This is a genomic window from Streptococcus sp. 1001283B150225_161107_H12, assembly GCF_015552665.1.
GTDB lineage: Bacteria > Bacillota > Bacilli > Lactobacillales > Streptococcaceae > Streptococcus.
Genome location: NZ_JADNFC010000001.1, coordinates 628,562 through 645,356, shown reverse-complemented (window position 1 = coordinate 645,356; position 16,795 = coordinate 628,562). Strand labels below are relative to the sequence as shown.

Below are 16,795 nucleotides of genomic sequence, written 5' to 3'. Positions count from 1 at the left end.
CCCTTAGTTAGAAGCCATTTTATCAGGATCCGTACTCATGATATCAAACAATTGAGTACCTTGAGGAATCTTATTTTTAAAGGGTACGACAACTGAACCAGCTTTTATCAGTCCTGCCCCTTTTTCTGGATTGACAAGGTATTTTTCGAGTTCTTTTGACAAGCCTAAGAGTTGAACTAGTTCTTCTCGGTCATTTTTTGCTTGCTTGAGGAGAATCATAAATTCACTATTTGCAATAATCCGTCTACCATTTGGATCTAACAATAAGGTTTCGACGTTTTGAGTTATTCCAGTCGGACTGGCTCCATATTTTCTGACACGACTCCACAATTTAAAGAAGAAATCACTGGCATATTTATCTAATAAGAGAAGCTGCATCTCATCAAAATAAATCCAGGTCTTCTTCCCTAATTTTTGGTTCCGAACAACACGATTCCATATCTGATCAAACACTACCATAAGAGCGATTTGTTTCAGCTCATCTCCTAACTTTTTAACATTATAGATTAAGAAGTTAGATCCTGTCTGAATATTGGTCTTATGAGAAAAAATATCAAGAGAACCTTCGACATACAGTTCCATATCAAGTGCCAAGTTCTGCGCTTCTTCTTCTGGTTGTTGGCTCAAGACAAAGACCCATTCTTCCAAAGAAGGCTCTTTAAATGACTGATAGGTGAGTCTGGTAACTCGGTCGATAATCGATTTTTCTCTTCCATCCATTTTTCTATCCAATAACTTGCCGATAAAGGATAAAAGAAATTCTGATTTTACCTTTACAGGATCTTCATCCATATTTTCTTCAGACAAGTCAAGGACATTGAGATAAGTTTGGGAATCGGGCGCAATATCAATCATTTCTCCCCCAAAAGCTCGTCCAATGACACTGTATTCTGCTTCTGGATCCACAATGATAATTTCAGTATTTTCACCAGATTCCTTGATTTTGGTCGTGATAATTTCATGCTTGGTTGCCATCCCTTTCCCAGCTCCAGATGTTCCTAAAATCAGACCAGACGGTGTATTTAATAGGCTGCGATCAATGGTAATAATATTACTTGAGATTTGATTGATACCGTAATATTTCCCACTGCGGTCTTGTAAATCTACTGAAGTCCATGGAGAGTTCACTGCTATATTGGACGTTAATAAACTCCGTGATACTCCCTCTAAAAAATCACAACCAAATGGCAGCAAACTATTAAAGGCTGCTTCTTGCATATATGGAAGTTTATCAATCATTAGGTCATTTGAGCCGGCCACTTGTTGAATCGTGTCTAGTGCTTGTTTGAGTTCTTCTTCATCCTGACCAAAAACACCAATCAAAAAGACTGTTTGAAATAGTTTATCTCCTGTCTCGGTCATGGTTTTTAAGAGTTCTTCAGCTTCATCGATATTGCTTTCTAAAACATGGCCTACTTTTTCCAAATAGATACCTGTACGAGCTAGTTTTTGTTGTTCCCCAATCTTTTGAGATTCCATCAAGGTCTTCTTTGTTCGTAGTTTCTTCATAGCATCTGCCTTAGTCGAACTTTGAGCATGAAGGCTTACAATCAATTCCAAATCTCCTTGCATGAGATCTCGAATAAACTGATCCCCTAATTCCATGCCATAATCTCTCACATAGACAATCTGCAATAAGCGATCATTGATTTGTAGGTAATTCTTGTTTTTAAAATCCAAGAGATTAGGTGCTATGAAGTGACGAGTTGTCTGACCCGATCTCGTTAAATCACGGTAAGAAAAAGGAAGATGGTGTTCTCCTCTAAGCATATCCGCCAATAAGTTGACACGTTCTTCACCAGCCAAGGATTCAAAACGTGCATCAATTTCTGAGAAACCACTCTTGAAATATTCTCCAATTTGGGACAAGGAACGATAGGCTTGTTTGGGATTAGAATCCTTTCTACCAAAACTAATCAGTTTCACAGCCGAAAAGTTATTTTCACCACTATCTAAATTTTGATTCATCATCCGATTCAATTCTTTACGATAGCTATCGTACCCATCTTCTTTTTCCTCATACAAAACACTGTGTCTGAATTTTTCTAAATTCAATCTTTTATTAAAAATGGTCAATTGGAAGTTGGTTTGGTCATCTAAAGAGTTAATCAAATCAGAATACTTCTCAATGATTGCTCCCTTATCTTCTAAACCAACGGTCTGGTAATTGACATCACCAAGTAAATAGCTTTGTGAAAAATAATCTTCTTTTACCTGCATCAGACCATTTTGATACAAGGCTTGATAGGAAAGAGTATTAGCCGTTGATGGTAACACTTCCTCTTTTTTATCTTTAACTTCTTCCTTTTTATTAGTCGTTGAAGTCTTTTGTTTCTTTAATGTATTTGATTTTCTTTTCATGTTCAAGTCCTTTCTTTCCTGAAATTGTGCGTAGGGGTATCGTTAGTTCAAAATGAAGACGGTATTTCAAATAATGTTCAAAATATAAATCATTGGGTTTATAGACTCCAAAAAGCAAGAGGGGGATGGTAAAAGCAAACACAAAACCGTAAACAAACCAATCTCCAAATTGCCAGAAAAAGAGATTCAAGCCCAAAACAATAATTGTGACAATAAAGGCTGGTAAAACAAAGATGATTTGTCTTGTGGTGAAACCTAACCAAGCCCTGTGTTGGTATTTTGAGATGTCTTTAAAGACACGTGTATTCATGACTTTCCTTTCTAAAAAGGCTAAGAAGCAACCACTTCCTAGCCTTTATCTAATTACATACCTAAGATTGAGCGAGCCGTACGTTGAGAACCAACGAGGGCAATAATCAGTAAGATAGCTTGTACCAAACTACCAAACATAATCGCAAGTGATTGCAGGACTCCTGCACCATTTGAAACAGCTATTTTACCAGCAGATTCAAACAAAGGAACAAGAGAAACAATCAGAAAAATAAGAACCCCTTGTACCGCATAGACCATAATATTTTTTAAATAGCCTAAACCAATAGACTTCCATTCATCACTTAAAAATGTTGGAATCGTAAGAGGGGCAAATGGGATCATAAGGTAGAGTTGAATAAATCGAATAGATACCAAAAGATTAACCATGGCTGCACTTACTATCCGAACAAGCCAAATGAGGAGGGCGAAAAAGCCCACAATCATCCGGCCAATAAATCCTGACCCTTTTAATCCAGAGAGTGTATCATACTTTGCCCCACCGTGAGCCACAATCGAGGCCACTTGTTCAATGGCATGACTCGCAATCCCGATGATGGCTTCTACAATGACGGTAGTGTTGGTAATTACAACTGCGACCATAATATAACTAATCAGCATTGGCGCTAAGGCTTCAAAGGTCATCGCTCCACCAGAGTTAGCAATTTTCTTAGCCATCTTCGAAAATTCTAGGATGAGAACAACCGATAAAATCGCAACTCCAAGGGGCTGCATGACACTTTTAGTAATACTAGACATATAAGTCCAAACGGTTGGATTGTAGTTAGATAGTGATTTAATCAGATCTACCGTAGATTGTAAATCTACATTAAATCCTTCAAATAAATTTTCAGCTGATATTTTTTCAGATGCAAGGTAAACAAAGGGTGAGACTAAACTAAGATTCATGTCATTGTTTATCCTCCTAAATTGAAATCTGGGTTACAAAGGCTCCAGCAGCCCCGACCATAACTCCACCGACAATTTCAAGAATGGCATTCCGAACACCTGGTCCTCCATCTTTAATGTTGGTTGCAAGATTGACAATCCCCACAACAACGAGAAAGGCACCAACGGCAATCAATCCCTTCTGTAACAAAGACATAGCTTGTGCAAACATAGCACTTGCGTCTACTCCATAAACAAAACCTTTAAAATGCGTAAACATGTATTTCCTCTTTTCTATTTTTATTTTAAACTAGATTCAAAAGTTAAATCACGAATTCTAAGGCCTTCAAGATGATTTTCTTGATTTTGATTCAAAGGATTGATTTGATAGTTCCACCACCGTTCATCGCTTTCTTGATTGGCTAGGTACCTCCAGTTTGGATGCTTGGTTGAATTGTATTTTTTGCTTTTAAAGACAGGCATATTGGCAATTCGAACCAAGCATTCATGCCGTTTCATATTTCCGACCTCATCGGGTGTCATTAGATCACGAGAAATCTTTTGATGAGAAAGGGATCCTGAACCTGTCTGGCCAAAGGAACGACTAGTATTTCGAACATCAATGGTTTGTTTACCGAGTAAACCACTCATAAATTTAAAGGTATCTTCATCATTACCACCTAAGTATACTAAGCTATCACAGTTCCCAAGAATGGTTTTCCAAGCTTCTTTTTCTTTATAGAGCCCTTGAAGTTGGGCAATATTTTGTAGAATAGGAACGAGACTCATATTTCGAGAACGGACTGTTGAGGTTTGTTCAGCAAAATCTGGAATTTCTCCGATATTTGCGAATTCATCTAAATAGACTCTCACATGAAGAGGCAATTGACCCTTAAAATCAATATCTGCTTGTCTTGTTAGGGTTTGAAATACAGTTGAAAAAAAGAGGGCTGAAAGAAAGCGAAAGGTACTATCGTTATCGGGGATAACTAAGTAAACCATTGATTTTTCCTGGCCCCATGTCTTCATATCAAGTGTATCTTTTTTGGTCAAATCCATGACACTCTGAATATTGAAGAGGGCAAATTTAGCAGTGGTTACAGCTATAACAGAATCCAGAGTCTTATCCTTATAATTTTGAAAATCTGCCCAATTTCGCATGGTAAAATTTTCAGTCCCATACTTCTTAGCATAATTTTCAAATAGAATTTCTAAGACACTTTTTTCTTGGTTTTCACCCTTGGATAAGTGTTTAATGAGTTTTGATATTTCAGCAAAACTTGGATAACGCCCTCGTTTTTTTCGCTCTTCCACTTCTATTTTTTGACGTTTCAACAAGTTTTGGTATTCTTTTTGACTTAAACGACTTTCTTCTATGAGCTGTTCTCTTGTTTTGGGTGGATTATAGAAATCGACCAAGTAGGAAGCTAAAGCTCGTACCAAAGTCATAGAAGCTTCATCCCAAAATGGATCACTACGGGAGCCAGAGCCTTTGGTGTTATTAAAATAAACCGTCAGCATGCGATTCAAATCATTTTCTGTCTCTATATAGCGAAATGGATTGAAGCCATCTGAGTTCTTCATATTGACTAAATCTAACACCTTTACTTGGTAGCCATGTTCTAAAAAGAGTTTGCCTGTTTTCTCGGCCAAGTGATCTTTAGGATCCACTACAATATTAGAACTATTCATCTGAATCAGATTGGGTTTCACAAAGCGAAAGGTTTTCCCACTTCCTGAACCTCCTATCACCGCAATATTCTTATTTCTATCATATTGGGGTGGTTTTTTGTCTAATAATGTCAGACGAACGTCTTGTGCTAAGATCGTATCATGAGAAAATTCCTTTCCGTAAAAGAGCTTCTTTTCTTTTAGAGTTCCAAAACGGGCGCTCCCGTATTCTACCCCTTCTCGGTATTGTTTTTTGCCAGTCTCTAAATAGAGATAAACCAGCAACATCATCACAAAGCCTAGTAGAAAAAAAGCACTTGATTTTCCAGTAAAGGAAACATTCCATGGCGACTGAAGAACTTCATCTTGACCTTCCATCAGAAGATGAGTCCATTTATCTAAGCTATTTCCAGTATAGGAATCATACAAAAGCGTCAAACGATGGAAAAGATAGCCTAGTAAGATGCCTAACAGTGAGAATAGTAGGAATTTCTTTCCACTGTACATCATCTCACCATCTCTTTCTGTTTGACGGCTCCTTCTTGTCTAAAGGTAATTTGGGATTTAGCTTCATCAATAGCTTGGTCTAGTGACTGATCCATGGTAAAATCAGCTAATTTCTCCGGATCATTAACCATTTTTTCTAACAGATGGTCTAAATGATTGTCCAGAATCGAACGGTCTTTCGTGTAGAAATGTAGAGAATCCCCTTGCCAAGCGATGGCTAAAGGAATCTCTTCTTTTTCTAAAAAAGCTTTAAATTTCTCTAAATCAATTGGTTTGTCTAAAAAATCTTTTTTCAGATTAATCGTATCAATCGAATAAGGAGATTGTAGCAATTCTTCTAATTTCTGCACCCCTATCTTATAGGCGGAATCCTGTGCTAAAGCCTGACGTCTAGACCATTCTAGAATCTTTAAAAGACTTTTGACAGTGAATAAAAGACTACGCTCAGCATATTGAACTGCCATTCGTTCCTGTTGTTCAGAGGACATCTGATACCTCCTTCTTCACAAATAGCAGCTTTCCTTCTTTATAACGATAAGCTATCAATTTCTGACGTTGCTTAATCGACTTGACAACCTGCAGTAGATCTCTCGAATAAGGTTCTCGAAGAGTAACTTCTACTGCTTTCCCATCAACGATACCAACACGTTTAAATTCAATGTAGTCTTTTTTGAGATGTCCTAAGCCCATACCAAAAGGAAAGTGATGAATCAATTGGATGGTACAACCACCTTTATTTCCCATTTGTTTCAAATCATACAAGTTTACTACCTTCATGATTAACTCCTTTATCTAGTTTGTCGCATCGTTTAAGTCTGGTAACGATAAACTCCGTGTCTGTTAGAAAATTCTCACACACGTCTTGTGCCAGTTGCCCTTCACAGGGAAATACTCTCAGTCCCTACTTACACAGGCACGCTAATCAAGACGGAGTGGATTCAATTTTCAAAGAACAGGTAGCTTTATTATAGATAAGAGTAGTTGAAATTTTTATCACATTTTTGGGGTTGTTGGAATAATAAGGTAAGTGCTAATTTCTAGCTCCTCTCACAACACCGTACGTACCTTATATGTTTTATGAACAGTAGCTATCATTTACATTTTCAAACTACCATTCTATCAAACTAAAAGTCAAAATAGACGCTTCTACTTCGAGAGATACTCATTTAATGGTTCAGCAATTCGCTCTACTTCCGTTACAGAAATTTCATCACTATGATTTCTAATGATTTGTTATTAATTCACTTTGAGGGGCTTGCTCATGAAACCAAACAGTGTAAGTCGTAGAAGAAAAAAGCAGTTCAATTGAACTGCTTTTACGGATTCAGATAAAATAACTTTAAAATATAGAAGATATCTATTGACTGTAACTATAATTGATTTAAATTTATAACTTCATCTGCTTGATTCCAAATATCGGGATTATGGGTTGCAATAATGATTATACGCTCTTGATTCTTTAACATTAAGAGCAAGTCCATCACCTCTTGTGAGGTTTCTGGATCCAGTGCTGCAGTTAGTTCATCTGCCAAAATTAAAGGTGGATCTTTTAAAATAACTTTAGCTAATGCGACACGTTGCGCCTCTCCTCCAGATAATTCAAAAATCTTTTGATCCAGAGCAAGGTAAGCCAATCCTACTTTTTTGAGCACTTCTTCTTCTTGTTGCTTCTTCTCTTTTTTCGTTAATTTTTGCCCAATCAATCCCAAATCTAAATTTGTAGCGATAGTCTCATTTTCAAGTAGGCCAAAGTTTTGAAAGAGATAGCCTAATTCATGCTTAAAGAAGTGATGCTGTTTGATTTGTTTCAATTCTTGCCCTTGATAGCTGATACTTCCCTTTTCATAAGGCTCTAACTTTGCCAAGATATTAAGCAAGGTTGTTTTACCACACCCGCTATTTCCGATCAGAGCATAGACCTTACCTTCTGTAAATTGCAAGCTCAAATCTTGAAAGACCGTTCGTTGGCCAAATGATTTGGTTAAATGTTCTATGCTAATCATATTAGGCTCCTTTCAGTACAGTGGCTAACAAGTGGTCTTCTTTATGAGACCGGTACAGGAGAATAAACCAAGCATTAGTAATAAATAGCAAGAGAGTGACAAGAGCAATCCACCATTCTTGAGTGAGAAGGAATGTCAGGAAGCTTCCTAATAGTAAGAGGATACTTTCTGAGAGCAAAATCATTTGGTGAATCTTTACAAATCCCAGACCTGCAATCTTCTTCAAGAAGATTGGTCTTCTAAACTCTTCAAAATAGAGGAAATTCATGGTGTTAAAGAGTAGTATGGAAGTAGCTATTGCAAAGATTCCTCCTGCAATGGTAATGAGATTCTCTAATTGAATGGTTTGGATCATCTGCTGGTATACAGACGCCGCATAGTCATATTGACTAACATTTTTTTCAAGCCCATTCTCAACTACTAGTTTCTTGCTTTTTTCCAGACCATCAAAGTAAAGATAAGAATTAAGATGAGAGAAATAAGGATTATCGTAGCCACCAAAGCTTCTAGGTAGAACAACAACCAAAATCGGGTCTGTCAAGAATTGCTGATAGATCATCGGTGTATTATTATAGATAAATCGTTTTTGGTTGTTAGGAAGATAGGTCACCCGTGCTTTCATAGGCAACTGACTCTTTCCTTGTTCATCACTAGGAGTCAGATAATCTTCATAGCGTTTTTTCAACTCCTCTTCTTGCCCTTTCAACTTTTCAGGAAGCAAGAGTCCAAATTCTCCAGCTTGCAAGTGATTCAAGCGCTCTTTTTCCTCAGGGGAAACTAAGATCCTTTGGATATCAAGGTAATTTGGTGTTACATACAGGGTGTTGGCAAGAGGATCGTAATCTGTGATCGAAAGCTCTCTCCCTGTTCTAGGATCGTTCATGAAGCCTTTTGAATTAAATGCGGCAAGCTGATGATGGACCAAAAGTCCACCTTTTTCAATGCCAGACTCGATCAGTTTAGACCATTTAGCTCTTTGTTCATTTTGCATTTCTTTGTTTGTCTTTTGTAAAACCTCTTCCCGATTCACACTAATTTGTATCCAATTTGTCTCTTTAGACCAAGCCAAACTTCCCTCTTGATAAGTCTGCCAGATAGAGCCATAGATGCTGACACGATGAATTGAGAGACCAATGACAGTGATTGCAAGAAATTGACATGTAAAGAGAAAAAACAAGACTCTTTTTAATGGAATTTTCCCCTTTAAAAGGCTAACCAAGTGTACTGTCTGAATACTGAATGCAAAGAAAAAGGATAGGAAAGCAGATAAAATAAATAAAAGTGTATTGTAAATAATACTAGCTGAAATGATGAGAGAATAGGCAAAAGGGGTCAATTGTAAATAATAAATCAGAATAGCTCCTAAGACACTTCCACCAATACACCCTAAAAACAATTCTTTACCGTCTTCCATGAGAGAATGTCCAAAGAGCTGGTATCGTCTTATTCCAGAAATGTAACGAATCCCTGCACTTCTCATTTCAAGTGTTTTTTGAATAATGGTCAATGCAGCAAAGCTGATGATAAAAATAACCAAGGCTAGAGATTGGGAACCCGAACTAAAAAATACCATAAAATTTTGCAGGGGATTGGGCTTATTCATGAAACTTTTTGAAAAACCAAGATCGTGGAGTTTTTGATCCAATTTTTCAAGGGTTAAATTCCCAGATAGTATATAGTAATTGGTAAGCAAACTTTCCTTTGCAACGAATTCTTTCTCTTCTTTTTTGATGCCATTAGGAAGTGCTCCTTCTCCGTAGATATCATACGAAAACTTGACTTGCCCTTTAGAATCCGTTTTTTGAATCTGACGAGCAATCAAACTATTGTTTTCCTTTGCTAACTGATCTAAGCTAGATGAAAGCTCTTCATAAACAACTTCCCTTTCTTGTTGAAGAATCCCTATTACAGGTAGGCTTCGATGGATGACCGTATTAGGTGAAATAAAGGCAATCCAAAGCAGAAAGATTAGAATAAAAAGGTTCGAGAAATGTATAAATAAACGTTTCATAATTCTACTCTTTCTAGTTTATCCTAGAGAGATTTCTTCTCTCTAGGATAAACCTTAGCAATTAAAATCCATAATTAAAGTATGCAGTTTCACCAAAACTTGTATTTATGAACGATCTTGATGTGTAATGAGCAGAAGCATAACCTACATTAGCTCTGCTGTCACTTGCTCGAGTCACACTTGACCAATGCCATCGATAGTCGTGGAAATAATTTGAGAATGCTCCCCAATTGCCTGGATTATGATAACCTCCGTAACTCCAGTTACCACCAGATACCCAATCAGCAAATACAGGACACGCTAAGCTACAACTAATAATTACAGTTAAGACAGAAAGGATAATTTTACTCGTTTTCATGACTGTTCACCTTCCATAATTAGAATTAAAAGCTTTATTTAACAATAAAATTATGAATTGCTCAAAATATAGTTTCCGTTTTTTCTCCTTTCCAGAGCAACCCTTTTCGCCTGTATTATAACACTTACAACATATAATTTCAACTAATTATATAATAGATTTTTGAATATTTAATAATCAAAAAAATATAGCTGTTTATTCATAAGCTATCAACCAAATTCTAAAACTATTAAAGTTTTTGTATTAAAAAACATTAAGATAGCACCTCCGTATAAGATTGTAACTTATCAGTTACTTTAAATAGCTGGGCATAGACATTCAACCAAAACTCGTTCAACTTCATAAACTTTAATAAATCGACCAGGAAGGCGCTCTATTTCAATAATTCCTTCACTATAGTGAGAGCGTAAAATAATAGGACATATATCTGCTTCCTTAATGTTTTTGGTATTCGTACCATAAGGAAAACTCATCGTCATGTTAAAAGGGATAGTCAAAGATAAACTATGTAACCAAAGTGCTTTCTCCAAAGAAAAGATTCCCTTTGGAAATCGATACTGAAGGACAAACCACTCATCTAAATAAATATCAGGTAAGCGATATAACCCTTTTTCTTCAGCATCGATTTTTCCTTCTGCAAGCATTTTCAATAAGGTTTTGTAGTGTAAATTTTCATCTATTACTTGTTTAAAAGTTAAAAAACCATACTGATTGAAAGAGTTCATCAGTTTTTCTCTTTTATCAACCATTTCATTCTCCTTTCTTAGAAATAAAATGCTAACATCTTATATATCTGTTAGCATTTTATTTCTTTAAAATCAATTCATTTAGTTTTTTATTTCAAACTGAATCTATAAGTAAGCTAGACCACCTATTATAAAGAAGAAGTAAGCCATGGACTAATAGTTTCCACTCCAAATGAAGCCCTAGAAACATTTCTAGTAAAAACATACAAACAGCAAGATAAAATGCTTGTCAAAGAAACTCTGATATCTAATTTTCTGATTAACTTTCATAAAATTTCTCGATACAGAAATTCTTCGACAATACTCACATTTGTTAAGAAAAGAATAGTGATGTAATCATGATTTCAATTTTTAAATCATGATGGCCATTTCACCTTTCTTGCCTTAACTGGCTTAAATCTAATCTTATTAATGAGTCTAAGCTCTATTTCTCTACAATCTGTAACGGAGGTATCATTGATTTTAAGGCTTCTTGGAAAGTATTGATTACCTTGTTCACGTGATAGTTCTACTGTATAACTAATACCATTACTTAATTTAAAGACTACAAAATAAATATTATCTCTTCTAAATCGGCTACCAACTCTTCTATTCAAAATGCCATCAGTTGTATAGAATTTACACTCCATTACATGTAACATTTGATAAAGCAACAAGGTTCCAACTATTTTGAATTTATTTTCGTTGAACCAACCATTATCAGCTTTATTCAGGCTTTCCAATGTCCAATCATCTTTTAATCCTTCAAAAATACTCCCTGCATTATTAGTTGGTAAATTAACATGATGTTCTCTAGATAATCCTAATAGATGAGGAATGGAGGAGTTTGGGACTGATAGAATAATTTCAGGACAGTTCTCCATATTTGTCTGATAAATATATTTGTACTGAGAAACATTTTTCTCAATAGTATTGGCCAAGCAATTCATCTTAATATTGAGAATATCAATCTCTCCATCAAAAGTCTTTAGCCATTCCAAAGTATAAGTCATTTGAATTTTCTCCTAAAAAAGAGAAGGAAGCTCCTGCTTCCTTCTCTCCCACGTATTGAGTTTCACCTCACGCTAGATATGCCCTATCTATTCCTCAAGGGTAGGCAGTCCTGCTATTCTTTTTCTCAACAAACAGTCTGAACTGAGAGCGGAGCCCACAGGCGGGTGCAGACCATATCCACTAGCCCACAAGTAATTATATCATTTAATTATCTTCATTATACGCAATTAGTCCATATTTGTCAACAATTACATTCATTATGAATATCTAAAAATCAGGGCACCTATTTTAAAAAAGCAGCAAACTATAAACTAGTAGGTTCCACACCAAATGTAGCCCCATACTGCCCCATAAGTCCGATTTGTAGCGTACAAGCCCTAAAAACATCCCAAGTGAAACATATAAACACCAAGCTAGAATGGTTCCTGGATGATGTGCTAAGGCAAATAAAACACTTGTCAAAGCAACTCGAATATCTAATTTTCTAACCAAGTTCCATAAAATTTCTCGATACAGAAATTCTTCAACCATACTCGCATTGATTAAGAACAATAAAAATGAAAACCAAGGGACTTGATGTTGAAGGCCAATTAAGTTTGCTTGATTCGTAGTTCCTTGAGCATGGATTAGGCTAAAACATAGACTTATAATCAGTAGGCTAACGAATCCAATACCAAGCCATTTCATCCTAGATTTCATATTGACCTTATGAGCTTGTTTGCGTTGGCCATACATCCATAAAAAAGAAATGAGTGACGAACTATAGAGAATCTGTAGTATAGTTAACTCACCGATACAAAGAAATTTCAATAAGTATAGAGATACCAATAGGACATTTACTTGTTGGAATATATAAACTGGAATTATTCTTTTCATAGTTACCTCCGAAATAAATCTTCATAATCTAAATCTAATACCTGCACAATCCTTTCTACCCATGGACTTTGAGGCATTCGTTGTTCCATCTTGTAGTGACGAATCTTTTGATACAAACGATTCAATTCACTTGGATAGTGAAACTCTCCCGCAAACATTTTTCTGGTTAACTCAATCCAGCTGATATTTCTTTCAGCCAAAATAATGGACAAGTTCTCCCAAAATCGTTCTGCCATATTGATTCTCCTTTAGTTAGATAAATAATGTGTTTGTGCCATGTAAATCAATTGTTTCGTATCTCTTGGCAATAAAGCTCTAGCCTCCTCCAGATTCAGATTTGGATAAACTCGCTTATTTGAAACCGCAAGAGGAAGTCTGATGGTTAGTTCAGGATTTTTTAATATCATTTCGATGAAATCTGTTAATTTTAGGTTATCTCGATTCTTAAAACGTAATAAATTTGGAGATAAAAACTCGAAACAATCTGAAGAATAGCTCATCATCTCAATTAATTTCTCCTTTGTCATTTCAGAAACTGAATGACAAGATACCTCTATGCCATAGTTTTGAAAGAAGTCTAAAAGAAGTTGATTTCTTTGGCTATTTTTACTTAGATAGAGATCAATCATGGGAGACCTCCCAAAGATTCGGTTCCATTTGATATTCTGATACGATTAAGGAATCTAATAAATTTGCGAAGTTAATCGGTTTCTTGTCTTCATCATAAGCTTTTACGGTTACTTGGGTTGTAAGTATTCCCTCTTTTCCCTCGGCTCGATAGCCTTGTCCATATAAAACAAAAACAAGATTCTGATTATCATCTACAAAGGCATCAGCTCCGTTCTTTATATCCTGACTTTCAAGGAATTCCATAATGTTTTGAAGATAGGATTCGTAAAATAGGGGGTAGTTGTGTTTTTTATGGTAATCATCTAAAAATGTCACCTCAAACTCACATGGATAATTGGGCATCAAAAATATTTGTTCATCCAGCTGTTTGATTTCTGCGTCATGTAATTCTGTTTCTAATTCATCACAATCTAGTATTGATTCTTTATTTAATGCTTTCATCTTTTTCCTCTATTTCTTTTAATTTTTTTGCGATTGCGGCAATCACAGGAACGGTTACACTATTACCAGCTTGTTTATAGAGCTGACTATTACTAGAGACTTTTCTAGCAGCTTCAAAAGCCCAATCAGGAAAGCCCTGCAGGCGAAAACACTCTTTAGGAGTGATTCGTCGTATTCTCAAACGGTAAAATTGTCCATCTATTAATACACCGGCTACATGATAAACTTGTTTATCTTCTCCTTCATAACTAGCAACTACTACTCCCATTTGACCACTAGTTGTTAACGTATTCGCTATACCTTTTCCAACTCTACCACGCCGATACTGAGAACTTGGTCTTTCTAAATTGATTGAATCTCCAATCTCTGCTTGAGCATATCCTTTTTTCGTTGCTTCCCGTACTTTTAGAAATTGGATTGGTTCTGGAATTAGTATTTTGGGGATTTTATCTCCTCCTTGCATCGTAGTCAGTGTTGGAGATAAGCCCTCACTTCCATAGACGCGACCAGTTTCCTTAAAGCTAGTTGGTAAATCCCCAACAACGACAATACCATGGCGATCCTGAGTATTTAAAGTAAACATTGGCTCTTGATTATCCTTGAAACGTCTACCATTTTGTCTTTTTTCTAATCTGTCTGGTGTCATACAAGGAATCGCAACTTTAAATCCTTCTCCTTTTCCACGAACTAAGGTTGGCGCAAGACCTTCTGAATAATAGACTTTACCACTCATTCCACTTCTTGATGGATTCAAATTTCCTAGTGCTTTCAAATTCTCAGAGTTAGTTGCTTGACCTTCTCGTCTGAAAGGAAATAAGAGTCTGGTACCTTTCTTTCTAGAATGTCCGATAATAAACACCCTCTCTCTGTTTTGGGGAACGCCAAAATCCTTACTGTTAAGCACCTGCCACTCAACATCAAACCCCAACTCATCAAGTGTGGTAAGGATTGTGGTGAACGTCCGTCCCTTATCGTGATTGAGTAGGCCTTTAACATTTTCAAGAAAAAGAAAACGTGGTTGGATTTGTTTGGCCGCCCGAGCAATTTCGAAGAACAAAGTTCCTCTAATATCTTCAAATCCCAATCGTCTTCCTGCGATTGAAAATGCTTGACAAGGGAATCCCCCACAGATGATATCGACTTTCCCTCTAAGTTTTTTAAATTCGTCATCTGAAACATCTCGTATGTCATGAAATTCTATTTCTCCTTCCGTTTGAAAAATGGACTTATAAGATTCTCTAGCAAATTTATCAATCTCACAAAATCCAATACACTCGTGTCCTACACTTTCCATTCCAAGTCGAAAACCACCGATACCTGAAAATAAATCAATAAATCTCATTTCTTGATTACCCCTTTCTGATCAACTATCAATGTCCAAAGTGTCACACCACTTGAAATGACAATGAGCATAACTAATATCCACTCGATTGGCGACATTTAACCACCTCCTTTTCTAACACGATTATTCCAAACAGAATACAAGCCGTTAAATACAAATTCAGCAAGTACTTCCGCTCTTCTAACAAAGCGAACATTGTCAAGAGCATACTGATAGATTCTCTCAAAATCAGTCATAGCAATTTCACTGGCTGTTTCAGAAAAACCTTCTCGTCTAAATTGATCTTGTACCAATCCCCAAATATAATCTTGATCATATTTTGTGACCTTTTCTACTTTTCTTTTCAAGATAGGTTGAGTATACCTCTCCTCCTCATCCTCAATAAATAAAGAATCAGTCTCACTATATTTAGTCTCACTAACTTCAGTCTCACTAGGGGCTGAATGTGAGACGGGGGCCGTTTCATTTTCATCCTGCCCTAGTCTTTTTTTAACACTAGGCCTGTTTGAATTAGCTACTGGGGTAGAAGACAATTCCCCTAAATAAATCTTATTAGCAAGTCTCCCCTTCTCACTTGAAGACTGTTGAACTTCATCAATTAAGTCATATTCTTTAAGAGTTTTTTTGATGGACAGTAATTTTGACTTCGAACAACCTAACAGCCTCATCAGTTTAGAATTAGAAAATACTAAATAAACCGCCCCTTCTTTATCTATCCAACCACGACTGAGAGATAATTCTAAACGATCTTTTAAAATAGAATAAGCCACCTTTACTTCTAGTTTCATATCCATATATTTTTCATCCTCAAAAAGAATTTTAGGTAATTTATAATACCGTTCTGAAGTTTGGTATTGATTTGCGGTAATTCGTTTCATAGAGCTCCTCCTAGTTCTTTGAGTATTAAATCTCCACTTGATTCCAATCGAACCAAGCCACTTTTTTCTAATTCAGCCATAAGAGAGATGGCTTCAACAATATCAATTCCCATTTCACGTACTAAAAATGAAATGACAATATAGCGTGATGATTGTAATTCTTTTGTCATTTTCCCTCCTGAAAATAAAAAAAGGAGAACAATATTCAATTGTTCTCCACGATAAATTTGTTAAAAAGAAAAACCCTGCCAAATTAATTTTTGGTAGGGTTTTTGGTAGGAAACTAAATTAATTTATCAGTTTCTAAAATGTGTTCACGATTCTAAAAGGCTGATACTATAGTATTCCGAATTCTAATTGGTATATGCCTCTTATTTAAGAGTAACTGAAGCTCCAGCTTCTTCCAATTTAGCTTTGATTTCTTCAGCTTCAGCTGTAGCAACACCTTCTTTGATAACGCCAGGTGCACCATCAACAAGTTCTTTAGCTTCTTTAAGACCAAGACCAGTGATTTCACGTACAACTTTGATAACGCCGACTTTCTTGTCGCCTGCAGATGTCAATTCGATATCGAATGAATCTTTAGCAGCACCAGCGTCAGCAGCACCAGCTGCAGCAACAGCTACAGGAGCAGCTGCAGTTACACCAAATTCTTCTTCGATAGCTTTTACAAGGTCGTTCAATTCAAGGATTGAAGCTTCTTTAATTTCAGCAATAATGTTTTCAATGTTCAATGCCATTGTTATTTCCTCCAAATAAGTTTTAAATTTTTTTATTTATA

19 protein-coding genes and 1 pseudogene are annotated in these 16,795 nt (G+C 36.1%); all 20 read right to left on the bottom strand.

Going from position 1 to position 16,795, the window contains the following annotated elements:
- Window positions 1-3: 3 nt before the first annotated feature.
- Window positions 4-2,361: a VirB4-like conjugal transfer ATPase, CD1110 family gene (locus I2C87_RS02975; protein ID WP_195323904.1), complete on the bottom strand. Its 2,358-nt coding sequence runs from the start codon at window positions 2,359-2,361 to the stop codon at window positions 4-6.
- A complete protein-coding gene (locus tag I2C87_RS02970; protein ID WP_001097587.1) occupies window positions 2,312-2,671 on the bottom strand; it encodes a PrgI family protein in 360 nt (119 codons plus the stop codon). The genes I2C87_RS02975 and I2C87_RS02970 overlap by 50 nt, the downstream gene beginning before the upstream one ends.
- Before the next feature lie 53 nt (window positions 2,672-2,724).
- Window positions 2,725-3,579 (bottom strand): hypothetical protein, encoded by an 855-nt coding sequence (locus I2C87_RS02965; protein WP_001054254.1) that lies wholly within the window; start codon window positions 3,577-3,579, stop codon window positions 2,725-2,727.
- Between the two features lie 16 nt (window positions 3,580-3,595).
- Window positions 3,596-3,838, bottom strand: a complete 243-nt coding sequence (locus I2C87_RS02960; RefSeq protein ID WP_000494028.1) for a hypothetical protein — start codon at window positions 3,836-3,838, stop codon at window positions 3,596-3,598.
- A 20-nt stretch (window positions 3,839-3,858) separates the two neighbouring features.
- Window positions 3,859-5,736, bottom strand: a complete 1,878-nt coding sequence (locus I2C87_RS02955) for a VirD4-like conjugal transfer protein, CD1115 family (protein WP_070587394.1) — start codon at window positions 5,734-5,736, stop codon at window positions 3,859-3,861.
- Window positions 5,736-6,224: a hypothetical protein gene (locus I2C87_RS02950; RefSeq protein ID WP_049498270.1), complete on the bottom strand. Its 489-nt coding sequence runs from the start codon at window positions 6,222-6,224 to the stop codon at window positions 5,736-5,738. The genes I2C87_RS02955 and I2C87_RS02950 overlap by 1 nt, the downstream gene beginning before the upstream one ends.
- Complete coding sequence (locus I2C87_RS02945) at window positions 6,214-6,513, bottom strand: hypothetical protein (RefSeq protein WP_033685091.1); 300 nt, start codon at window positions 6,511-6,513, stop codon at window positions 6,214-6,216. Before I2C87_RS02945 ends, I2C87_RS02950 begins: the two co-directional genes overlap by 11 nt.
- Window positions 6,514-7,106: 593 nt before the next feature.
- Window positions 7,107-7,739 (bottom strand): putative bacteriocin export ABC transporter, encoded by a 633-nt coding sequence (locus tag I2C87_RS02940; RefSeq protein ID WP_000623394.1) that lies wholly within the window; start codon window positions 7,737-7,739, stop codon window positions 7,107-7,109.
- Window position 7,740: 1 nt separating this feature from the next.
- Entirely contained in the window at window positions 7,741-9,750 is a 2,010-nt protein-coding gene (locus I2C87_RS02935; protein ID WP_049498273.1) for a DUF1430 domain-containing protein, read from the bottom strand.
- Window positions 9,751-9,811: 61 nt separating this feature from the next.
- Entirely contained in the window at window positions 9,812-10,108 is a 297-nt protein-coding gene (locus I2C87_RS02930) for a lactococcin 972 family bacteriocin (protein ID WP_080981310.1), read from the bottom strand.
- A gap of 253 nt (window positions 10,109-10,361) precedes the next feature.
- A pseudogene (locus tag I2C87_RS02925) lies at window positions 10,362-10,857 on the bottom strand (type IV toxin-antitoxin system AbiEi family antitoxin domain-containing protein).
- Window positions 10,858-11,210: 353 nt separating this feature from the next.
- Window positions 11,211-11,846, bottom strand: a complete 636-nt coding sequence (locus I2C87_RS02920) for a hypothetical protein (RefSeq protein ID WP_002917292.1) — start codon at window positions 11,844-11,846, stop codon at window positions 11,211-11,213.
- A gap of 289 nt (window positions 11,847-12,135) precedes the next feature.
- Window positions 12,136-12,723 (bottom strand): CPBP family intramembrane glutamic endopeptidase, encoded by a 588-nt coding sequence (locus I2C87_RS02915; protein WP_000821296.1) that lies wholly within the window; start codon window positions 12,721-12,723, stop codon window positions 12,136-12,138.
- A 2-nt stretch (window positions 12,724-12,725) separates the two neighbouring features.
- Window positions 12,726-12,959, bottom strand: coding sequence for a hypothetical protein (locus I2C87_RS02910; protein WP_000840776.1), 234 nt, complete (start codon window positions 12,957-12,959; stop codon window positions 12,726-12,728).
- 12 nt (window positions 12,960-12,971) lie between these two features.
- Window positions 12,972-13,352 (bottom strand): arsenate reductase, encoded by a 381-nt coding sequence (locus I2C87_RS02905; protein ID WP_049493835.1) that lies wholly within the window; start codon window positions 13,350-13,352, stop codon window positions 12,972-12,974.
- On the bottom strand, window positions 13,345-13,794 hold the full coding sequence (locus tag I2C87_RS02900; RefSeq protein ID WP_002917298.1) for a hypothetical protein: 450 nt from the start codon (window positions 13,792-13,794) through the stop codon (window positions 13,345-13,347). The genes I2C87_RS02905 and I2C87_RS02900 overlap by 8 nt, the downstream gene beginning before the upstream one ends.
- Window positions 13,778-15,136 carry a DNA (cytosine-5-)-methyltransferase gene (dcm, locus tag I2C87_RS02895; RefSeq protein WP_195323903.1) on the bottom strand — a complete coding sequence of 453 codons (1,359 nt, stop codon included), beginning with the start codon at window positions 15,134-15,136 and terminating at the stop codon, window positions 13,778-13,780. Before dcm ends, I2C87_RS02900 begins: the two co-directional genes overlap by 17 nt.
- 98 nt (window positions 15,137-15,234) lie before the next feature.
- Window positions 15,235-16,014 carry a replication initiator protein A gene (locus I2C87_RS02890; RefSeq protein ID WP_195323902.1) on the bottom strand — a complete coding sequence of 260 codons (780 nt, stop codon included), beginning with the start codon at window positions 16,012-16,014 and terminating at the stop codon, window positions 15,235-15,237.
- On the bottom strand, window positions 16,011-16,184 hold the full coding sequence (locus tag I2C87_RS02885) for a hypothetical protein (RefSeq protein ID WP_000159607.1): 174 nt from the start codon (window positions 16,182-16,184) through the stop codon (window positions 16,011-16,013). Before I2C87_RS02885 ends, I2C87_RS02890 begins: the two co-directional genes overlap by 4 nt.
- A 201-nt stretch (window positions 16,185-16,385) precedes the next feature.
- Window positions 16,386-16,754 carry a 50S ribosomal protein L7/L12 gene (gene rplL / locus I2C87_RS02880; protein WP_003016256.1) on the bottom strand — a complete coding sequence of 123 codons (369 nt, stop codon included), beginning with the start codon at window positions 16,752-16,754 and terminating at the stop codon, window positions 16,386-16,388.
- Window positions 16,755-16,795: the final 41 nt, after the last annotated feature.